The organism is Nocardiopsis baichengensis YIM 90130, from assembly GCF_000341205.1.
In the GTDB taxonomy this organism is placed as follows: domain Bacteria; phylum Actinomycetota; class Actinomycetes; order Streptosporangiales; family Streptosporangiaceae; genus Nocardiopsis_A; species Nocardiopsis_A halophila.
Genome location: NZ_ANAS01000025.1, coordinates 161,934 through 179,422 on the forward strand (window position 1 = coordinate 161,934; position 17,489 = coordinate 179,422).

General features: G+C 71.9%; 14 protein-coding genes. 9 read left to right on the forward strand and 5 right to left on the reverse strand.

From position 1 onward, the window contains the following. Nucleotides 1–76 precede the first annotated feature (76 nt). Nucleotides 77–889 (reverse strand): carbon-nitrogen hydrolase family protein, encoded by an 813-nt coding sequence (locus C892_RS0120580; RefSeq protein ID WP_017558724.1) that lies wholly within the window; start codon nt 887–889, stop codon nt 77–79. Nucleotides 890–1,412: 523 nt separating this feature from the next. On the opposite strand from C892_RS0120580, the gene C892_RS30115 reads away from it, so the two are divergent. From C892_RS30115 to C892_RS32365, 7 genes are all read left to right on the forward strand, one after another. Further along, the gene (locus C892_RS30115) at nt 1,413–2,606 is read left to right on the forward strand and encodes a hypothetical protein (protein WP_026124518.1); all 1,194 of its coding nucleotides are present in this window, start codon (nt 1,413–1,415) and stop codon (nt 2,604–2,606) included. Nucleotides 2,607–2,781: 175 nt separating this feature from the next. Beyond that, a complete protein-coding gene (locus tag C892_RS0120590; RefSeq protein ID WP_017558725.1) occupies nt 2,782–4,635 on the forward strand; it encodes a M48 family metalloprotease in 1,854 nt (617 codons plus the stop codon). A gap of 56 nt (nt 4,636–4,691) precedes the next feature. After that, nucleotides 4,692–5,231, forward strand: coding sequence for a hypothetical protein (locus C892_RS0120595; RefSeq protein ID WP_017558726.1), 540 nt, complete (start codon nt 4,692–4,694; stop codon nt 5,229–5,231). Between the two features lie 68 nt (nt 5,232–5,299). Next, nucleotides 5,300–6,034: a hypothetical protein gene (locus C892_RS0120600; protein WP_040685532.1), complete on the forward strand. Its 735-nt coding sequence runs from the start codon at nt 5,300–5,302 to the stop codon at nt 6,032–6,034. A gap of 131 nt (nt 6,035–6,165) precedes the next feature. After that, nucleotides 6,166–7,344, forward strand: coding sequence for a hypothetical protein (locus C892_RS0120605; RefSeq protein ID WP_152513442.1), 1,179 nt, complete (start codon nt 6,166–6,168; stop codon nt 7,342–7,344). Between the two features lie 164 nt (nt 7,345–7,508). Then, complete coding sequence (locus C892_RS32360; protein WP_051060576.1) at nt 7,509–7,913, forward strand: hypothetical protein; 405 nt, start codon at nt 7,509–7,511, stop codon at nt 7,911–7,913. Between the two features lie 20 nt (nt 7,914–7,933). Next, the gene (locus C892_RS32365; RefSeq protein ID WP_239647463.1) at nt 7,934–8,410 is read left to right on the forward strand and encodes a hypothetical protein; all 477 of its coding nucleotides are present in this window, start codon (nt 7,934–7,936) and stop codon (nt 8,408–8,410) included. A gap of 82 nt (nt 8,411–8,492) precedes the next feature. On the opposite strand, the gene C892_RS0120615 is transcribed toward C892_RS32365, so the two are convergent. The 4 genes from C892_RS0120615 to dxr all read right to left on the reverse strand — a co-directional run bounded on the left by C892_RS0120615 (nt 8,493) and on the right by dxr (nt 14,294). Next, nucleotides 8,493–9,965: an amino acid permease gene (locus tag C892_RS0120615; protein ID WP_026124519.1), complete on the reverse strand. Its 1,473-nt coding sequence runs from the start codon at nt 9,963–9,965 to the stop codon at nt 8,493–8,495. Between the two features lie 352 nt (nt 9,966–10,317). Next, entirely contained in the window at nt 10,318–11,475 is a 1,158-nt protein-coding gene (ispG, locus tag C892_RS0120620; RefSeq protein ID WP_026124520.1) for a flavodoxin-dependent (E)-4-hydroxy-3-methylbut-2-enyl-diphosphate synthase, read from the reverse strand. Nucleotides 11,476–11,731: 256 nt separating this feature from the next. Beyond that, nucleotides 11,732–13,084: a M50 family metallopeptidase gene (locus C892_RS0120625; protein ID WP_017558730.1), complete on the reverse strand. Its 1,353-nt coding sequence runs from the start codon at nt 13,082–13,084 to the stop codon at nt 11,732–11,734. A 10-nt stretch (nt 13,085–13,094) separates the two neighbouring features. Continuing rightward, nucleotides 13,095–14,294: a 1-deoxy-D-xylulose-5-phosphate reductoisomerase gene (gene dxr, locus C892_RS0120630; RefSeq protein WP_026124521.1), complete on the reverse strand. Its 1,200-nt coding sequence runs from the start codon at nt 14,292–14,294 to the stop codon at nt 13,095–13,097. A gap of 342 nt (nt 14,295–14,636) precedes the next feature. Between dxr and C892_RS0120635 the strand changes: the two genes are divergently transcribed. Together C892_RS0120635 and C892_RS0120640 are read left to right on the forward strand one after the other, a co-directional pair. After that, nucleotides 14,637–16,259 (forward strand): CocE/NonD family hydrolase, encoded by a 1,623-nt coding sequence (locus tag C892_RS0120635; protein WP_017558732.1) that lies wholly within the window; start codon nt 14,637–14,639, stop codon nt 16,257–16,259. A 213-nt stretch (nt 16,260–16,472) separates the two neighbouring features. Then, a complete protein-coding gene (locus C892_RS0120640; RefSeq protein WP_017558733.1) occupies nt 16,473–17,444 on the forward strand; it encodes a trypsin-like serine peptidase in 972 nt (323 codons plus the stop codon). Nucleotides 17,445–17,489: the final 45 nt, after the last annotated feature.

A 17,489-nucleotide genomic window follows, 5' to 3' on the forward strand; every position in this document is an offset into this window, starting at 1 on the left:
ATGCGGTGCGGGACGGGTGGGACGGGGTCGGCAAGGCGGGCCGGCGGGACGGGCCCCGCGGGGCGGGGCCCGGGGCTCACACGGCGAGCGAGCCGTACAGATCGGGCCGGCGGTCGCGCAGATAGGCGGTGGCGTCGCGGGCGGCCTCCAGGGCCGACCGGTGCAGGTCGGCCACGAGCAGCTCCTCGCCGGCCCCGGCCCGCACCACCTCGGTGCCGTCCGGGGCGACCAGGGTGCTCAGCCCGCAGTAGTCGAGCGCGCCCTCGGTGTCGCAGCGGTTCACATAGGCGAGGTAGAGCTGGCTCTCCATGGCGCGGACCGGGACCAGGGCGGTGGCCACGCCGGTGTGCGGGTGCATGAGCGCGGTGGGCACGGCCAGCAGCTCGGTGCCGGCCAGCGCGTGCGCCCGGACCGCCTCGGGGAACTCCACGTCGTAGCAGATGAGCAGGCCCACCCGGACGCCGCGCACCTCGGCCTGGACGACCGCGTCGCGGCCGGGCCGGAAGGCGTCCCGGTCGAGGTCGCCGAACAGGTGGGCCTTGCGGTAGGCGGCCAGCGGCGCGCCGTCCGCGCCGACCAGGCGGACCGTGTTGTACACGGCCTCTCCGTCGCGCTCGGGCTGGCCGTGGACCAGGGCGATCCCGGCCTCGGCGGCGATCCGCGCGGCGCGGCGCCCGATCGGCCCGTCCAGGGGTTCGGCCGCCTCGGCGGTGCGCGGGCCCAGGTTGTAGCCGGTGAGCGAGCACTCCGGGCCGATGAGCAGGTCGGCCCCGGCGTCGGCGGCCGCGCGGGCGACGCGCTCCAGCCGCGCCAGGCCGTCGGCGGCGTCGCCGCTGCGCCCGGTGCCCTGGTCCAGGGCGACCCTGAGGGCGGGTTCGGTGGGCCGCATGCACACCCCTTCCACTGTGTCCGGCAGCACTTCACCACTGTAGGCACACTGATCCGGCGATTCGTTGCATAAATACCGGCGATATCTTGCGCATTTTCGCGCGGACTCGCTTCTTCGTTGCACATCGCCGGTACGATCACCCCGACAGGCGCCCACCCGGCGACAGTGGAGCGCGGGCCCACGGAACGCCCTCGGAGCCGTGCGCCAGCACGCCCAAACCCGGATCCCGCAGAGAACCCCCGGACGCCACGATGTGGCACACATCACCAACAAACTTTCCCGTGCCCGCCGCCCCCGCCTCACCAGGGCACCTGTGACCCCTCCCAGCTGCACACACCCCACCCCTGAGAAACATGTGTCCGCACCCGGCCAGCGCGGAAACCGAATAGTTATGACCGTTATGTCGGCTTCATGTCAGGCCTTTAACGTCGCCTCGGACTGCTGGGATCACCCGGGACGAAGCGGACGACCGGGGCGCCGTCAGGGCGTACTCCCAGGTGACCGTGTCTGAAAGGCCTCCGCCATGCACATCCCCCGACGCCCCTTCACCGCCGTCGGCGCCGCCGCGTTGACCGCCGCGACCGCCCTCACCGCCGCCCCCGCGGCCTCGGCCGACGAGTACGACAGCTACCAGACCTACGCCTCCGCCGCCCTTGCCGAGGCCGACCTGCTGCCCAACGAGGTCCTGGGCACCTCCTCCCAGGGCGGAGTCGCAGGCGGGGCAGGTTCGGAACTCGGCTCGGACAGCGCCGACGGCACCGCCCGGGGATCGTTCGCCGACTACATGGACGTGACCGGGCGGACCTCGGTCCTGTCCGAAGAGGAGTCCGGGAGCACCAGCGTGACCCTGGACGAGGCGCACATCCTGGTGACCACCGGCGACCTCGCCGACCTCGGCGCCCCGGCCGGCGAATCCCCCGACGCCCCCGAGGCGGGGGAGGGCGCCCCGGTGATCGACGTCGAGGTCACCGGGCTGGAGGCGGCCACCTCCGTGGACACGGACGGCAAGGCGTCGAGCGAGCTGACCGTGGAGGGCATCCGCGCGTTCGGCGAGGAGGTCGCCGAGAACGGCCGGGCCCGCACGGAGGTCGAGGTCGACGGCGAGGCGGTGGAGATCACCCTCCGCTTCTCCACCTACCGCTCCACCCAGGACATCGGCGAACGTGAGAAGGACGTCGCCATCGCCAAGGCGGGCGTGCACGTCATCGTGCTCGCCGACGGCCAGAAGATCGGTTGGCTCGACTTCGGTGAGACCTACACGAACACGCGCGGCTTCCCCGAACCCGGCGGCGACGGCGGCTCCGACGAGGACGGCTCCGGGGACGGCGGTGACGACGGCGGAGAGAACGGGACCGGCGGGGACGACGAGGACGGCCGCCCTGACGGCGAGAACGGCGAGAACGGCGAGGACGGCGAGGACGGCGGCGCGACCGACGAGGACGGCACCCCCGGCGCCGGCTCCGGTGACGGCGGCGAGGACTCCGCTGGAGGACCCGGCGCCGGTTCGGACAACGGCGCCGATGGCGCCGATGACAGCACCGGCGACGCCTCCGACGGGGGATCCTCGGCCGCGGACGGCTCGACACTCCCGATGACGGGCGTCGCCCTGGCCGGACTCGTGGTCGTGGGCGCGGCGGCAGCGGCCGTGGGCGCGATGGCCCTCCAGGGCTCGCGCAGCAGAAGGGCGACGAACGGCGGAGAGAGCCGCACGGCCTGACGGGACGGATGCCCCTCCTCCCTGCGCACCCGCGCGACACCCCGGGCCCTTCAGGCCCCGGCGGTCACCGCCCTCTCCCCCGCACACCCGCGCGGCACGGCTCCGGCCGTACCGCGCACCCTTTCCCTGCCCCGCCTTCCGCTGACACGCCCCCACAGCCCCCCGGAGCCGCCCCATGCCGAGATCCCGCCCCTACCTCAGCGCCCTGCTCTTCCCGGGCGTCGTCCTGTACCCGTTCGTCCTCTCCGCCGCCGCGGTCGCGGCGCTGTGGGCCCTGGGCAACATCTACGCCGGTCTCTTCATCGCGATCGTCCTGCTGTGGAGCATGCTGCCCGCCCTCATCGCCTCCGGGCCGCGCATCCCCGGACGTGCCGTAAGCGAGGCCGAGGCCCCCGACCTGTGGGCCGAAGTGCACACGATCGCGCAGCGGCTCGGCGCCGCCCCGCCCGACACCGTCCGGATCGGCATCCACACCACGGTGCAGATGGACGAGCGGTTCCGCCTCGGCGGCCTGGTCCGCGGCGAGCGGTGCCTGGCCGTCGGGGCGCCGCTGATGGCGGTCGCCACGCGCGGCGAACTGCGCGCCGCCGTCGCGCGCGCCCTCGCCGAGGAGTCCCCGCAGGTTCCTCGCATGGAGGCGTACTGCCACCGGTCCCTGCGTGCCCTGCACGACCTCATGCGCAGGACCGCGTCGGGCGGGGCGGGCATCTCCCTGCTGCTCATGTGGCCCTACGCACGCCTGCTCCTCGCCGTCCAGCGCCCGCACAGCCGCCGGGTGGCGCTGGAGGCCGACGCGTTCGCCGCCCGTGAGGCGGGGACACAGAACGCGCTCGCGTTCATCGACCGCTTCCCCGTCATCGAGCACGCCTTCGACGTGTTCGACCACTCCTACCTGGGCGACATCGACCCGGGAGAACCGGTGCCCCAGGGCGTCAGCACCGCCTTCGCCACCGCCCTGGCCGAGAACGGCGAGGAGCTGACCGAGGACGCCGAGCCCGCCGACCCGGCCACCTGGGACCCGACCCCGACGGCGTCCGAGCGCCGCTCCGCCCTGGGGCCCGCCGAGTTCCCGGCACCAGAGGACGGCGACCACCCCGCACATGAGGCCGTCATCGGCTTCCCGGCGATCGCGGCCGACGCCGAGTCGGACTTCTTCTCCTCCGACAGTCCCCGGGTGACCTGGGACGAATTCACGTCGGAGGTCCGCATACGCGAACTGCGCCGCGAAGCGGCCGCCGGCTACCGCTCCCTGGCCCGGGCGCTGGGGACGCCGTCCCCTTCTATGAGCGATCTCCTGGAAGGGTTCCGGAGCGCCCCCGACACATTCGCCGACTCCCTGTGTGAGTCCGGAGCCACACGCACGGCGTTCCGTGCCATGGCCACCATCGCGGCCGTCGATTGCGGGGCGATCGCCTTCGAGCACGACTGGAAGAACGATCCCCCGGCCCGGACGGTCGCCGCCGAAGGCACCGCATCCGGTGAGGAATTCGAGGCGGCGTTCGACGCGGTGGCCGAGGCCTGCCTCGAAGGCCCTCTCGATGCCGTGGAGAAGGCGTTCGCCCGCCTTGAGGATGCCGGTGTGGACTGGGCCGCCACCACCGGTGAGTCCGTGTTGGAGTCCTCCACTGACATCGAGATCCGGGGCGGTGCGGGCTTGGTCGAGTTCGACCGCCGCAGGTGCGACGTCTATACCTCCCGGGACGGTCTGATCGTCGTGCCGTACCGATTCCTCGTCCCGGCAAAGCCGGGGCGACGGGTGGCGCGTGAACTGCAGGCGTCGAGCGGAGCCTCCGACCTGCTGGACAAGCGCGGCGCGCTGTTCCTGCCGAGGGAGGAGATCGCCGCGGTGGATTGGAACCCCCGCTGGACCGGCCTCCGGGCGAAGATCGTCATGCGGGACGGTACGGAGCACTCCATCAAGGAGGTGTTCAGCACCGAGAAGATCGGGGACTACGACGCGGCCGTTTTCAGCGTTCTGGACGCCGCCCCGACGCAGACGGGGAATCGCCCGGACCGGCCCGAATCGTGAGGTGCCGAGGCCGAGGGCCCCGACAACGCCAGGTCGGTTTCGGAAGCGTGCGTGTCATGCGGCGTCAGCCCTTCAATGGATTCGCACTCGCCACCCTGTACTTCACCGGGGCCTCCTGGACCTGGACCGTATTCGACGCTCCGATCTCCATCCCTGACGAGATCCCCGCGGGGACACTCGGGGCCACCGTCTTCTCCTCGGCCTTCATCATGATGTGGCTGGTCGGAATTCATTCACGGGTCGGCTTCAGCAAGGACGGCGTGAGGTTCACCAACATCTTCAGCGAGGCTTTCGTCCCCTGGTGCTCTGTCGTATCAGTAGCTGAACCGCGCTCACGTCAGTTCGTGATCCGTACGAAAGACGGGCAGGCGTTCGGTGCGATCGAGTACGGAGGCGCCCCCATCGGTGAGCTGGTCAAGTATCCGACGCACCGGAAGGTCATCAGGACGGCACTGCTCTATATGGACGACCACGAGTGTCCGAGAACCTGCCCGCCGACCGAATGGATTGCGATTCCGTTCGGCCGCCTGCTGTTCATACTCGGAGCGTTCCAGGCGGCCACACTTGCTCCGCCCTTCCTGCTGGGCACCCCCTGAAACGACCGCCCTGATCCCCCGTGAAAGGAGGCGAACCGCCAGTGCCCCGACGGCCTATCAGCGTCCCCATGGCCATCCCCCTTCCCCTCGTAACCGTCCTCCTGTGCGCTCTGGTCCTGGCCCCGGCCGCCCCTGTGGACGCCGACGATGATGCCCCCTCGCGCGGCGACGTGTACGCATCGCTGCTGGAACAGAGCGAGTACATCTACGTCAGCGACGAACTCGCCGGAACGGTCGACCGGGGCACGACCGCCCTGAATCTTCGCGAGGCGGCCGCAGAACTGGACGCGGAGAACACCGTGATCCTCGTTGTGCCGGGCTGGCCCGACCAGACTGCGATCGACATGCCCTCCGTCCTCCACTCCCGTCTGCGCATCGATGGGCTCTACCTCGTCATACCGGTCGTCACCGGCCCGGTCGGCGGCGCATACTACGAGGACGGCGCCGCGGTGAACGACGGGCCCGTGCGAGGACGGGCCATCACCTACGCACGCAATCTCGCACTACCGGGAGACCGCCCGGCGGACATCGTGCGCGCTCTCGCCGACGTCTCCGGTATGGAAGACGAGGAACTGAGGGCCGCCGCAAACCGGGCGCGCTTGGACGACCAGGCCCACCGGAAGGCCATCGAGAAGGGAGAGCCATGGGAATTCCTCTTCCTTCTCGATCCGACTCGTGAGCGCGTGGGCGTCCTCGACCGCTCCCTCGTTCCCGGCGTCGCCTCGGGCGTGGCGGTCGTCCTCGCCGTCACAGGGGCCGTGGTATTCCGCCGTATGTACCGACGCCGGGGGTGGGCCCGTTGAGTGTGCCCCGTTCCCTGGCTCGGGCGCTGGCACCCGCCCTGGCTGCGGCGGTTCTCGCCGCTGGCCCCTCGCTCACCTTTGCGGCAGCCGCGGAAGAGACGGACGGGCCGCCCGTCCGCCCCGATGAGATCGTGGACACCGGACGCATCGAGCGCGTGGCGGCGGCTTTGGAGGACGACCCGCTGTTCATCGACGCCGAGCAGTACAACGCGCTCGCGTTCGACGAGGTCGACGAGCTTCGAGAGCGGATCGCCGGCTTCGAGGACAGCGCCACCCCGGTCCGCGTCGCCGTCGTGTCCGCCCTGCCCACCGACGAGAGCGCAGGCCACCCCACGGTCTTCCTGCACGCCCTGTACGACCGGACGAGCGAGCCCGGCGTCTACATCGCACTCTCGGAGTCGGGGCCGATGGCGGTGGTCCCCTTCGACGTCCCCGTGGACCCCGGATTCACCGAGGGGCGCTGGAACGGGTCGGGCAATCACGCCGGAAGCGTCGGCTTCCGCATCGAGAAGGTCCTCGACACTCTCGATGAAGCCGACGCGGCCGACCCGTCCGTCCCGGTTCCCACCCCCGATCCCCATGCATTCGCGTCCGGCAACGCGCCAGGCCTGGATGAACCCGACAGCGCTGTGGTACAGACGGCGTTGTACATCGGCCTTCCGTTAAGCCTGGCCGCCGTGCTCCCCTGCGCTGTCGCCGGAATGGCGGTCAGTGCGCTCCTATCGCCCCTGAGAGGTGGCCGGAGGGCCGTACTCCCTGCCCGTCCTCCTGCTCGGCGGCCTTGGAGCGCCACCCCCGGCGGGAACGTCCCCGGCCCTGTGCGGGCCCGACGGGCACCCGCCGTCCCCCAACCACGCTGGCTGACACGGACCCTGGTCGCTGAGGCGATGGCTCTGGAGAAGGAGTCCTCGGGCGACCCGGAGAGCCTTCGGATCCTCGACCTGGCCAACCGGATCCGCCAACGCGTTGACCAGCCCCGCAGCGCGCTCGTCTGCGCCATCGCCATGATCCGCGAACGACGAGCGGCCCTGGCGGCACCTGGCACACCTCCGGGACGCCCCTGCGTGGCCAATCCACTGCACGGAAGGGCCGTCCCCCCTCGTAGCCCACTCGCAGCCCAAGAAGCCGTGAGCTGCCACGGCTGCCTCACCTCACCGCCGCCCCTGGAGCACCGGCTGCTGAGGACGCCGAACGTGCACGGCGTCGAACGGGTCTATCGGCGCCTGCAGGACGGCTGGTCAAGGGCCCTGGAGGAAGGATACCTGTCAGCAGAACGGCTGGAACGCTGCCTGAGCGGCCGGAGGCGGTGAACGGACCACTGGTCGGTGCGCTTCTCTTCCGGCTGGCCTGACATGAGCGGTCCCGTAGCGTCTCAGACGACACAGGGCTGCGATAGCGGTATCGGTCCGCACGTTTCACCGGGAATCCCGAACAGTGTGCACGCGTCAACTCACATACCGTTAGCTTCTCCTCCATGCCCAGCGCAGAGCATGAGCTCCCCCTTGAGTTCGTCCGCAACAACCCCGAGATGACCGCGGTTCTTCTGGAGGAGGCCCACAACGTCGAACTCCCCGATTACGACACCGTCCAGACCGTCTCCGGCGACTGTGCCGACCTGGCGCCCAAGGACTACCGCGGCGATGCCGTGGTGTGCTTCGCCAAGCGGGACGGCAGGAACGTCTTCGCCGTGGTGTTCGAGGTGCAACGCGACTTGGACTCGCGCAAGTGCTTCTCCTGGCCCGTCTACCACGCCACGGTGCGGGCACGCCTGGAGTGCCCGACGGCGCTCATGGTGATTGCCCGAACCTCGCCACCGCCGAGTGGGCCCGCCTCCCGATCGATACCGGGCACCCCGAGTACGCGCTCAAGCCCCTGGTGATCGGCCCCGAAGAGGTCCCCGTGGTGACCGACCCCGACCGGGCGCGGGCCCAGCCGGAGATTTCGGCCCTGTCGGCACTGGCGCACGGCGGCCGGAAGGACACGGGCGAAGACGTCCTGCTCGCCTTCGCCGAGTCGCTATGCGTACTGCCCGCCGACCGCGGACCGATCTATCATGACTATGTAGTCGACGGCCTGTCGAAGACGGCCCGCGCCTTCTGGGAGACCCTGATGACGACCGGCACCTACACGTTCAAAAGCGAATTCGCCCGCTACCACCACCAGTCCGGGTACCGGGAAGGCGAAGCGAAAGGCGAAGCGAAAGGCGAAGCGAGAGGCGAAGCCAACGCCATGCTCGCCGTGCTCGCCACCCGGGGGCTCGACGTGACGGACGAACAGCGCCAGCGCATCACCTCCTGCACCGACACCGACCTCCTGCTCCGCTGGACCAAGCGGGCGGTGACCGCCGACAGCACAGACGAGGTCCTCGCCTCCTGACAACCGCGCCGCCGTCAGGGACGGGAAAGGGGCCGTGCCGCATGTGCGGCACGGCCCCTTTCGTCGTGCTGGGTGGACCCGGTCAGTCCAGGGCGGGGGCCGGGTCGGTCTCCAGGGTGGAGCGGCGCATGGAGTAGCCGAAGTAGACGGCCAGGCCCACGGCCATCCACACGATGAAGGTCACCCAGGTCGCCACGCCCATGCTGAGCATCAGGTAGGCGCAGGACAGCACGCCCAGGGCCGGGGTCAGCGGGGCCAGCGGCATGCTGAAGCGGCGCTGGAGGTCCGGGCGCCGCTTGCGCAGGACGATCACCGCGACGTTGACCAGCCCGAAGGCGAACAGGGTGCCGATGCTGGTCGCGTCGGCCAGGTGGCCCAGCGGCACCACCGCCGCCAGCACCGCGATGGCCACGGACAGGATGAGGATGTTGGCCTTCGGGTTGCCCTTGCGGTCCAGCTTGGAGAAGACCTTGGGGATCAGCCCGTCGCGCGACATCGCGAACAGGATGCGGGTCTGGCCGTAGAGGACCACCAGCACGACGCTGGCGATGGCGATCACCGCGCCGATCGCGAAGACCACCGACCAGATCGGGGTGCCGGTCACCACGGTGAGGATGTGCGCCAGGCTGGCCTCGGTGTCGGCGAAGTCGGTCCAGGGCATCGCGCCGACCGCGACGAAGGCCACCAGGCAGTAGATCGCGGTGACGATGATCAGCGAGAGCATGATCGCCCGCGGCAGGTCGCGCTGGGGGTCCTTGGCCTCCTCGCCGGCGGTGGAGGCGGCGTCGAAGCCGATGTAGGAGAAGAACAGCGTCGCACCGGCAGCGCTCACCCCGGCCATGCCCAGCGGCATGAAGGGGGCGAAGTTGCCGTCCTGCACCGCGGTGGCGGCGATCGCCACGAACATGACCATGACGGCGACCTTGACGACCACCATGAACCCGTTGAGCCAGGCGCTCTCCCGCACGCCGCCCAGCAGGGCGACCATGGCCAGCACCACCACGACGGCGGCCGGCAGGTTGGCGATCCCGCCGTCGGCGCCGGGCGGACTGCTCAGCGACGCGGGCAGCACCACGCCGGTCACCAGCCGCAGCAGCTCGTTGATGTACTCGCCCCAGCCGACGGCGACCGCGGCCACCGACACCCCGTAGGTGAGCATCAGGCACCAGCCGCACACCCAGGCGACCAGCTCGCCCATGGTGGCGTAGGAGTAGGAGTAGGCCGAGCCCGAGGCCGGGATCATGCCGGCCAGCTCGGCGTAGGCCAGCGCGGAGAACAGCGCGGTCACGCCGGCGATGACGAAGGAGAGCACGACCGCGGGCCCGGCCACCGGGACGGCCTCGCCCAGGACCACGAAGATGCCGGTGCCCAGGGTGGCGCCGATGCTGATCATGGTGAGCTGGGCCAGGCCCATGGTGCGGCGCAGGCTGCCGCCCTCGCCGTGGCCGGCCTCCTCGGTCAGCCGCTCCACCGGCTTGCGCCGCATCAGCCGCTGCTTCACCGTCCTCTGCGGCGCCGGCGGCGCGGGGGCGCCGGCCGTCTTCTCGTCGACCACCACGTGCTCCTCGGGGGATGTCAGGCGACAGGTTCTGGGCGCGCGTCTGACCGGGTTCCGTACGGACCACGAACAGGAGGGAAACGCGCCTCGGCAACAGTAGCGATGTTACCTGGGCTACAGAACCGATGAACGTTGCATCTTGCTCCGGCATTCCCCGTTTTCTTTGCGGTGTCGCGCAATGAAACGCCGCATCGTGTGGGTCATTTCACAGATTCGGCCCTGATGACCTCCGTCACGCACCTCTGTGGCGCAGCTGTCCGAATATGCACAACGAATGCTCGTCATCCACCCCGGACACGCGAAAGGGCGGGGTGCCGGTGGCACCCCGCCCCCGTCGAGCGGCGCCGGCTCAGCCGCCGACGGCCACGGACGGCTCGCCGGAGGGCGTACCGTCCTCCTTCATGTCCTCGGCCAGGCGCATGGCCTCCTCGATCAGCGTCTCCACGATCTTGGACTCGGGCACGGTCTTGATGACCTCGCCCTTGACGAAGATCTGGCCCTTGCCGTTGCCCGAGGCCACGCCCAGGTCGGCGTCGCGCGCCTCACCGGGGCCGTTGACCACGCAGCCCATGACCGCGACCCGCAGCGGCACGTCCAGCCCGTCCAGCCCCGCGGTGACCTCGTCGGCCAGGGTGTACACGTCCACCTGGGCGCGCCCGCAGGAGGGGCAGGAGACGATCTCCAGCCCGCGCTCGCGCAGGCCCAGCGACTCCAGGATCTGGTTGCCGACCTTGACCTCCTCGGCCGGCGGCGCCGACAGCGAGACCCGGATCGTGTCGCCGATGCCCTCGGCCAGCAGCGCGCCGAAGGCCACCGAGGACTTGATCGTGCCCTGGAAGGCGGGGCCGGCCTCGGTCACGCCCAGGTGCAGCGGGTAGTCGCACTGCTGGGCCAGCAGCCGGTAGGCGTTGATCATCACGACCGGGTCGTTGTGCTTGACCGAGATCTTGATGTCGCGGAAGCCGTGCTCCTCGAACAGCGAGCACTCCCACAGCGCCGACTCCGCCAGCGCCTCGGGGGTGGCCTTGCCGTACTTGGCCAGCAGCCGCTTGTCCAGGGAGCCGGCGTTGACGCCGATGCGGATGGGCACCCCGGCGTCGGAGGCGGCCTTGGCGATCTCGCCGACCTTGTCGTCGAACTTCTTGATGTTGCCCGGGTTGACCCGGACCGCCGCGCACCCGGCCTCGATGGCGGCGAAGACGTACTTGGGCTGGAAGTGGATGTCGGCGATCACCGGGATCTGCGACTTCCTGGCGATGATCGGCAGCGCCTCGGCGTCGTCGGCGCTGGGCACCGCCACCCGCACGATCTGGCAGCCGCTGGCGGTGAGCTCGGCGATCTGCTGCAGGGTGGAGTTGATGTCGGCGGTGACGGTGGTCGTCATGGACTGCACCGACACCGGGGCGTCGCCCCCGACGGGGACGTTGCCGACCATGATCTGCCGGGACTTGCGCCGCTCCGCCAGCGGGCGGGCAGGGGCGACGGGCATTCCAAGATCGACGGTCACGGTCTCACCTCGCGTACCGCCGGGGTGGTCCGGCGGCTTCGGTTGAAAAGTCGAAGGTTTCGGGGCACCGCACCGGGCGCCGCGCAGGAGGCGGCCGGGCGCACCGGGACCGGAGGACCGGGTCCTGGGAGAGCGGTGGCGCCGCCGTCCGCATGCGCTGACTAGGCTACCCTCCCCCGCGCGGGCCCGGGTCCAGGCCGGGGGCGGCGCCCCGCCCCCGACACCCGCGCGACACCCGGGCGTCACCGGGCGCGCCTCACTGCATGACGCGCAGCGGGTTGACGACGTCGGCGATCAGCAGCATGACGCTGAACACCAGGAAGCAGGCGACCACCACGTAGGCCACCGGCATCAGCTTGGCCACGTCGAACGGTCCCGGGTCGGGGCGCTTGAACACCTTGGCGAAGGCCCGGCGCACCGACTCCCACAGGGCGCCCAGGATGTGCCCGCCGTCCAGCGGCAGGATCGGCAGCATGTTGAAGGCGAAGAGGAAGAGGTTGACCCCGGCCAGCAGGTTGATCAGGAAGGACACCCGCTCGATCAGCGGGATGGGCTGGGCCAGCACCTCGCCGCCGATGCGGGAGGCCCCGACGATGCCCACCGGGGAGTCCACCCCGCGCTCCTCGCCCAGGAAGGCCGCGCGGAAGACGTCGTCCACCTTGGTCGGCAGCGCCACCAGCGCCTCGCCCACGCCGACGATGGTGTCGCCCATGAAGACCGCGGTCTCGCCCGCGCTCAGCGGCGCCCGCTGGTTCTGGAAGGTGATGCCCAGGAACCCGGCCTTCTCGGTCTCGGGGATCCGGTAGCCCTGGGAGTCGGTCAGCGGCTCGCCGTCGGGCCCGGTCTCGAGCACGATCTCGCCCTCGGCGTCCCGGGCGACCACGGTGTTCTCGATGAGGTCGGCCTCCAGCTCGACCTCCTCGCCGCCGCGCTCGACGGTGAAGGCGGTGGGGCCCATCGACTCGCGGATGAGCACGTTGGCGTCGTTCCAGCCGGCCACCCGCTCCCCGCCGACGCCCACGATCACGTCGCCGGGGCGGAAGCCGCCCGCGGCGGCGGGCGTGGGCGGCGCGTCCTCGGGGCAGGAGGTGTCGGTGGCGTCGGCCGGGATGACGCACTGGGCCACCGAGTCGACGGTGGTGGAGGGCTGCGGGACGCCGATGCCCATCAGCAGGACGCCGAACAGCCCCACGGCCAGCACGAGGTTCATCGCGGGCCCGGCGAACATGACGATGATCCGCTTCCAGGGAGCGCGCTGGTAGAACTGGCGGTCCTCGTCGCCCGGCTCCACCTCGACGGCGCTCGCCTCGCGGGCGTCCTCGATCATCCGCCGCAGGCGGCCCATGGGGCGCCCGGACAGGTCGGGCGCGGCCGGCGGGATCATCCCGGCCATGCGGACGTAGCCGCCCAGCGGGACGCCCTTGACCCCGTACTCGGTGTCGCCGATCCGGCGCGACCACAGCGTCGGCCCGAAGCCCACCATGTACTGGGTGCAGCGGACGCCGAACATCTTGGCCGTGCCGAGGTGGCCCAGCTCGTGCCAGGCGATGGAGAAGAGGAGTCCCAGGAAGAAAAGGACGATCCCCGCGGTGGTGAGCAGTGCGGTCATGTTCCTCTCCTCAAGCGCCCCGGGCGATCAGCTCCCGGGCGCGGCTCCGGGCCCATGCATCGGCCGCGCGGACGTCCTCGGGGGTCAGCTCCTCCGGTTCGTCCGCCGCGTGCCGCTCTGAGACTACCTGCGCCACGGTGTCCACGATGGCGGGGAAGGACAGGCGGCGCCCGAGGAAGGCGTCGACGGCCTCCTCGTTGGCGGCGTTGTAGACGGCCGGGGCGGTCCCCCCGGCGGCCCCGACCTCGCAGGCGAGCCGGACGGCGGGGAAGGCCTCGTGGTCGAGCGGCTCGAAGGTCCAGCTCTGGGCGCGGGTCCAGTCCACCGGGGGCGCGGCGGCGCCGACCCGGTGCGGCCACGACATGCCGTAGGCGATGGGGATGCGCATGCTGGGCGGGCTGGCCTGGGCCAGGGTGGAGCCGTCGGTGTACTCGACCATGGAGTGCACGACGGACTGGGGGTGCACGACCACCTCGATCCGCTCCAGCGGGACGTCGAAGAGCAGGTGGGCCTCGATCACCTCCAGGCCCTTGTTGACCAGGCTGGCCGAGTTGACCGTGATCACCGGGCCCATGCTCCAGGTCGGGTGGTTCAGCGCGTCCTCCGGGCCGACCCCGGCCAGCGCGTCGCGGCCGCGCCCGCGGAACGGCCCTCCGCTGGCGGTGATCACCAGCCGGCGCACGTCCTGCACCCGCGCCTGGACCTGCCCCTGGGCCAGGGAGGCCAGCTCGCCGGCGGGGACGCGGGGGTAGCACTGGGCCAGGGCGAAGTGCTCGGAGTCGACCGGCACGACCTGGCCCGGCTGGGCGGCGGCGCGCACCAGCGGCCCCCCGATGATCAGCGACTCCTTGTTGGCCAGCGCCAGGAGCCGTCCGGCGCGCAGCGCGGCCAGGGTCGACTCCAGCCCCAGGGCGCCGGTGATGCCGTTGAGCACCACGTCGCACTCCCAGGAGGCGGCCTCGGCGACCCCCTCGGGGCCGGCGAGCACCTTGGCGGTGCTGCCGCGCTCGGCCAGCAGCCGGGCGACCTCGGCGGCGCGGTCCGGGTCGGCGACCGCGACGGCCTCCGCTCCGGTCTCGGCGGCCTGGTCGGCCAGGAGCCCGGCGCGCCCGCCCCCGGCGGCCAGCGCCCGGACGCGGAAGCGGCCCGGTTCGGCGCGCACGACCTCCATCGCCTGGGTGCCGATGGAGCCGGTGGAGCCGAGGATCACCACCTCGCGCGTGTCGGTGGGGCGCGAGCTCTGCAGGAGTCGTTCAGCGATTCGCACCCGGCCATTGTCGCGCATGACGGGCGCGGTCAGGCGGTCCGCGGGGTTCCGCGTCCGGCGGCGCGCCGCACCCCTCTTTACATCCGTCCCGGGCGCGTCTAAGTTACCGGGATGTAAGTTACTTCACAGTAAGACGACCGGTCCGCTCCGGCGGACCCGGCCCCGACGGGAGCCCGGCCGCACCCCCTGGCCGGCCGGGCACGGCGCGACCCCGAGGGGCCCGCGGCACCGCCGCCGCATCCCCCGCACCCCCTCGGCCCCCCGAGGGCCGGAAACGAGGACGCCATGCGCCGACTCCGCACCCTGTGCACCGCCGTGCTCGCCCCGCTGCTCATGGTGGCACTGCTCGCACCCCCCGCACACGCCGGGACGGGAGCGCGCGTCACCCACGAGACGATCACCGGCCACGGCGGCATCGACATCCCCGCGAAGGTCATCACGCCCACCGGCTACGAGGGCCCGCGCCCGCTGCTGGTCATGCCCTCGGCCTGGGCCACCAACGACCTCCTCTACGTGGGCGCGGCCAAGCGGCTCGCCCACGAGTCCGGATACCAGGTGGTCTCCTACACCTCCCGCGGCTTCTGGGACTCCGGGGGCGCGATCGAGGTGGCCGGCCCCGAGGACGTGGCCGACGCCCGCGCCGTCATCGACTGGGCGCTGGAGAACACCGACGCCGACCCCGACCGCATCGGCATGGCGGGGATCTCCTACGGCGCCGGGATCAGCATGCTCACCGCCGCCGAGGACGACCGGGTCAAGGCGGTCGGGGCGATGAGCGGCTGGGCGGACCTGGCCGAGTCGATCTATGCCAACGAGACCATCAGCTACCAGGCGGTGGAGCTGCTGATCGCCGCCGGGCACCTGACCGGGACCCCCGGCGAGGAGCTGCTGGAGATGGAGCGCGAGTACCGCAAGGGCAACGTCCAGCCCGCGCTGGACCTGGCGCCCGAGCGCTCGGTCTCCACCAAGGTGGACGCGCTCAACGCCAACGGGACCGCCGTGATGATCGGCCACGCCTGGAACGACGGCATCTTCCCGCCCGGCCAGCTCACCGACTTCTACGGGGAGCTGACCGGGCCCAAGCGGATGATGCTCTCGGCCGGCGACCACGCCACCCCCGAGGCCTTCGGCGCCGTCGGGCTGCCCAACGAGACCTGGTCGGAGCTGAACCGCTGGTTCGACCACCACCTCAAGGGCGCCGACAACGGCGTGGACACCGAGGACCCGGTGCGGGTCAAGCCGAACAACGGCGGCGGGGGCTGGGCCTCGTTCCCGGACTGGGACGCGGTCTCCGACGGCTCCCTGGACTACGGACTGAGCGAGCCCACCCGCACCTGGGACAACTGGCAGCGCACCGGCGGGCTGACCGGGGAGCCCGAGCCCGGCTGGGACTACGGGGTGGGCGCCGGGCGCGGCACCGTGGCCGAGAGCGGCACACTGCTGCTCAGCGGCGCGCTCCAGCAGTTCGCCGACATCCCCACCGGCGTCTCCCTGCCGCTGGTGAACCGCTCCTACGCCGGGGTGTGGACCGGTCCCAGGCTGCCCGAGGAGACCCGGGTGAGCGGGTCGCCCGAGGTGGACGTGGTGGTCACCCCCGAGACCGCCGACCAGTCGCTGTACTTCTACCTGTACGCGGTGGACCGGTACGGCAACGGGGCGCTCGTCACGCACGAGCCCTACACGCTGCGCGACGCCGAACCGGGCGCGCCGACCGAGGTGGAGGTGCGCATGGAGCCGGTGGTCTGGGACGTCCCGGCCGGACACCGCCTGGCGCTGGTGGTGGACACCGAGGACGCCCGCTACACCGACACGGGCTCCCGCGGCGACCGGGTGGAGTTCGGCTCGACCGAGCAGGCCCCGGCCGCGCTGTCGGTGCCCACCGGCCCGGCCCCCGGCGACCTGGCCTGAGGCCCCGCCGCCTGCCGGGGAGCGCCCGCTCCCCGGCAGGCGCGACTCCCCGTGAGGCGGGCCCCGACCGACAGGGCGCCCGGAAGGCGGACCCCGGCGGGCGCGGAGAGGGCCACGGAGCACTCCGGAGGGGTTTCGGACACCGCGCCCGCGACACGTCGTTCAACCGAAAGTGGCCACAGGAACACGCTCCGTATGGCAGGATCGCGTGCCATGACACGGCCCCTCCTGCGCATGCTCGTCGCACCCCTGGTCTCGGCCGCCCTCGTGGCCGCCGCGACCGGGGCCTCCGCGGCGACCGCACCCGCTCCCGCCCCGCCCGACCACGGCCCCGGCGCCGTCCGCCACACCTCGGCCGAGGAGCCCTCGGCGGTGCTGGACTACTGGACGGCCGAGCGGATGGCCGCCGCCCGGCCCATCGGCCGGCTGCTCGGCGGCGCCGCCGGGCTCCTGCCGGACCTGCCCGGTACCGGGCGCCCCGGCGAGGTGCGGCACCAGGCCGACGGGGGCGACGCGCGCCCGTGGACCGGCGGCGGGGCCGTCACGCGCGCCACCGGGCGGGTGTTCCTGAGCATGGACGGCCGCGACTTCACCTGCACCGCCTCGGTGGTGCGCGCGCGCAACGCCTCCACGGTGGTGACCGCCGGGCACTGCCTCAAGGACGGCTCCGGCGCATGGGCCTCCAACTGGGTGTTCGTCCCCGGCTACGACGACGGCGCGGAGCCCCGCGGCCGCTACACCGCGCGCGAGATGCTGGTGACGCCCGAGTGGGCGCGGCACACCGACGACAGCCGCGACTTCGGCGCCGCCGTGCTGCGCGAGGGCGAGGACGGGCCGGTCCAGCACAGCACCGGGGCCCAGCGCATCGACTTCTCCGGCGACCACACCGGGCGGGTGCACGCGTTCGGGTACCCGGCCCGCGCGCCCTACGACGGCCGGGAACTGCGCTACTGCGCCGGTCCGACCCGCCCCGACCACGGGGGCACCTCGGCGCGCGGCATGGACTGCGACATGACCGAGGGCTCCAGCGGCGGTCCGTGGCTCGCGGGCTTCGACGCCGACTCGGGCCGGGGGACGGTGGTCTCGGTCATCAGCTTCAAGTACGCCTCGGAGTCCGGCGTTCAGTACGGGCCGGTCCTGGGCTCCTCCGAGCACCGCGTCTTCGACGAGGCCCAGCGGATCTGAGCGGCTGTGAACGGATCTGTACGGGGCCGCCGCGCCCCTGGCAGT

Excerpts from the sequence above, each read along its gene's own strand:
- C892_RS0120580 (WP_017558724.1), bottom strand. The coding sequence starts at position 889 with ATGCGGCCCACCGAACCCGCCCTCAGGGTCGCCCTGGACCAGGGCACC.
- C892_RS30115 (WP_026124518.1), top strand. The coding sequence starts at position 1,413 with ATGCACATCCCCCGACGCCCCTTCACCGCCGTCGGCGCCGCCGCGTTG.
- C892_RS0120590 (WP_017558725.1), top strand. The coding sequence starts at position 2,782 with ATGCCGAGATCCCGCCCCTACCTCAGCGCCCTGCTCTTCCCGGGCGTC.
- C892_RS0120595 (WP_017558726.1), top strand. The coding sequence starts at position 4,692 with ATGCGGCGTCAGCCCTTCAATGGATTCGCACTCGCCACCCTGTACTTC.
- C892_RS0120600 (WP_040685532.1), top strand. The coding sequence starts at position 5,300 with ATGGCCATCCCCCTTCCCCTCGTAACCGTCCTCCTGTGCGCTCTGGTC.
- C892_RS32360 (WP_051060576.1), top strand. The coding sequence starts at position 7,509 with ATGCCCAGCGCAGAGCATGAGCTCCCCCTTGAGTTCGTCCGCAACAAC.
- C892_RS0120625 (WP_017558730.1), bottom strand. The coding sequence starts at position 13,084 with ATGACCGCACTGCTCACCACCGCGGGGATCGTCCTTTTCTTCCTGGGA.
- C892_RS0120635 (WP_017558732.1), top strand. The coding sequence starts at position 14,637 with ATGCGCCGACTCCGCACCCTGTGCACCGCCGTGCTCGCCCCGCTGCTC.
- C892_RS0120640 (WP_017558733.1), top strand. The coding sequence starts at position 16,473 with ATGACACGGCCCCTCCTGCGCATGCTCGTCGCACCCCTGGTCTCGGCC.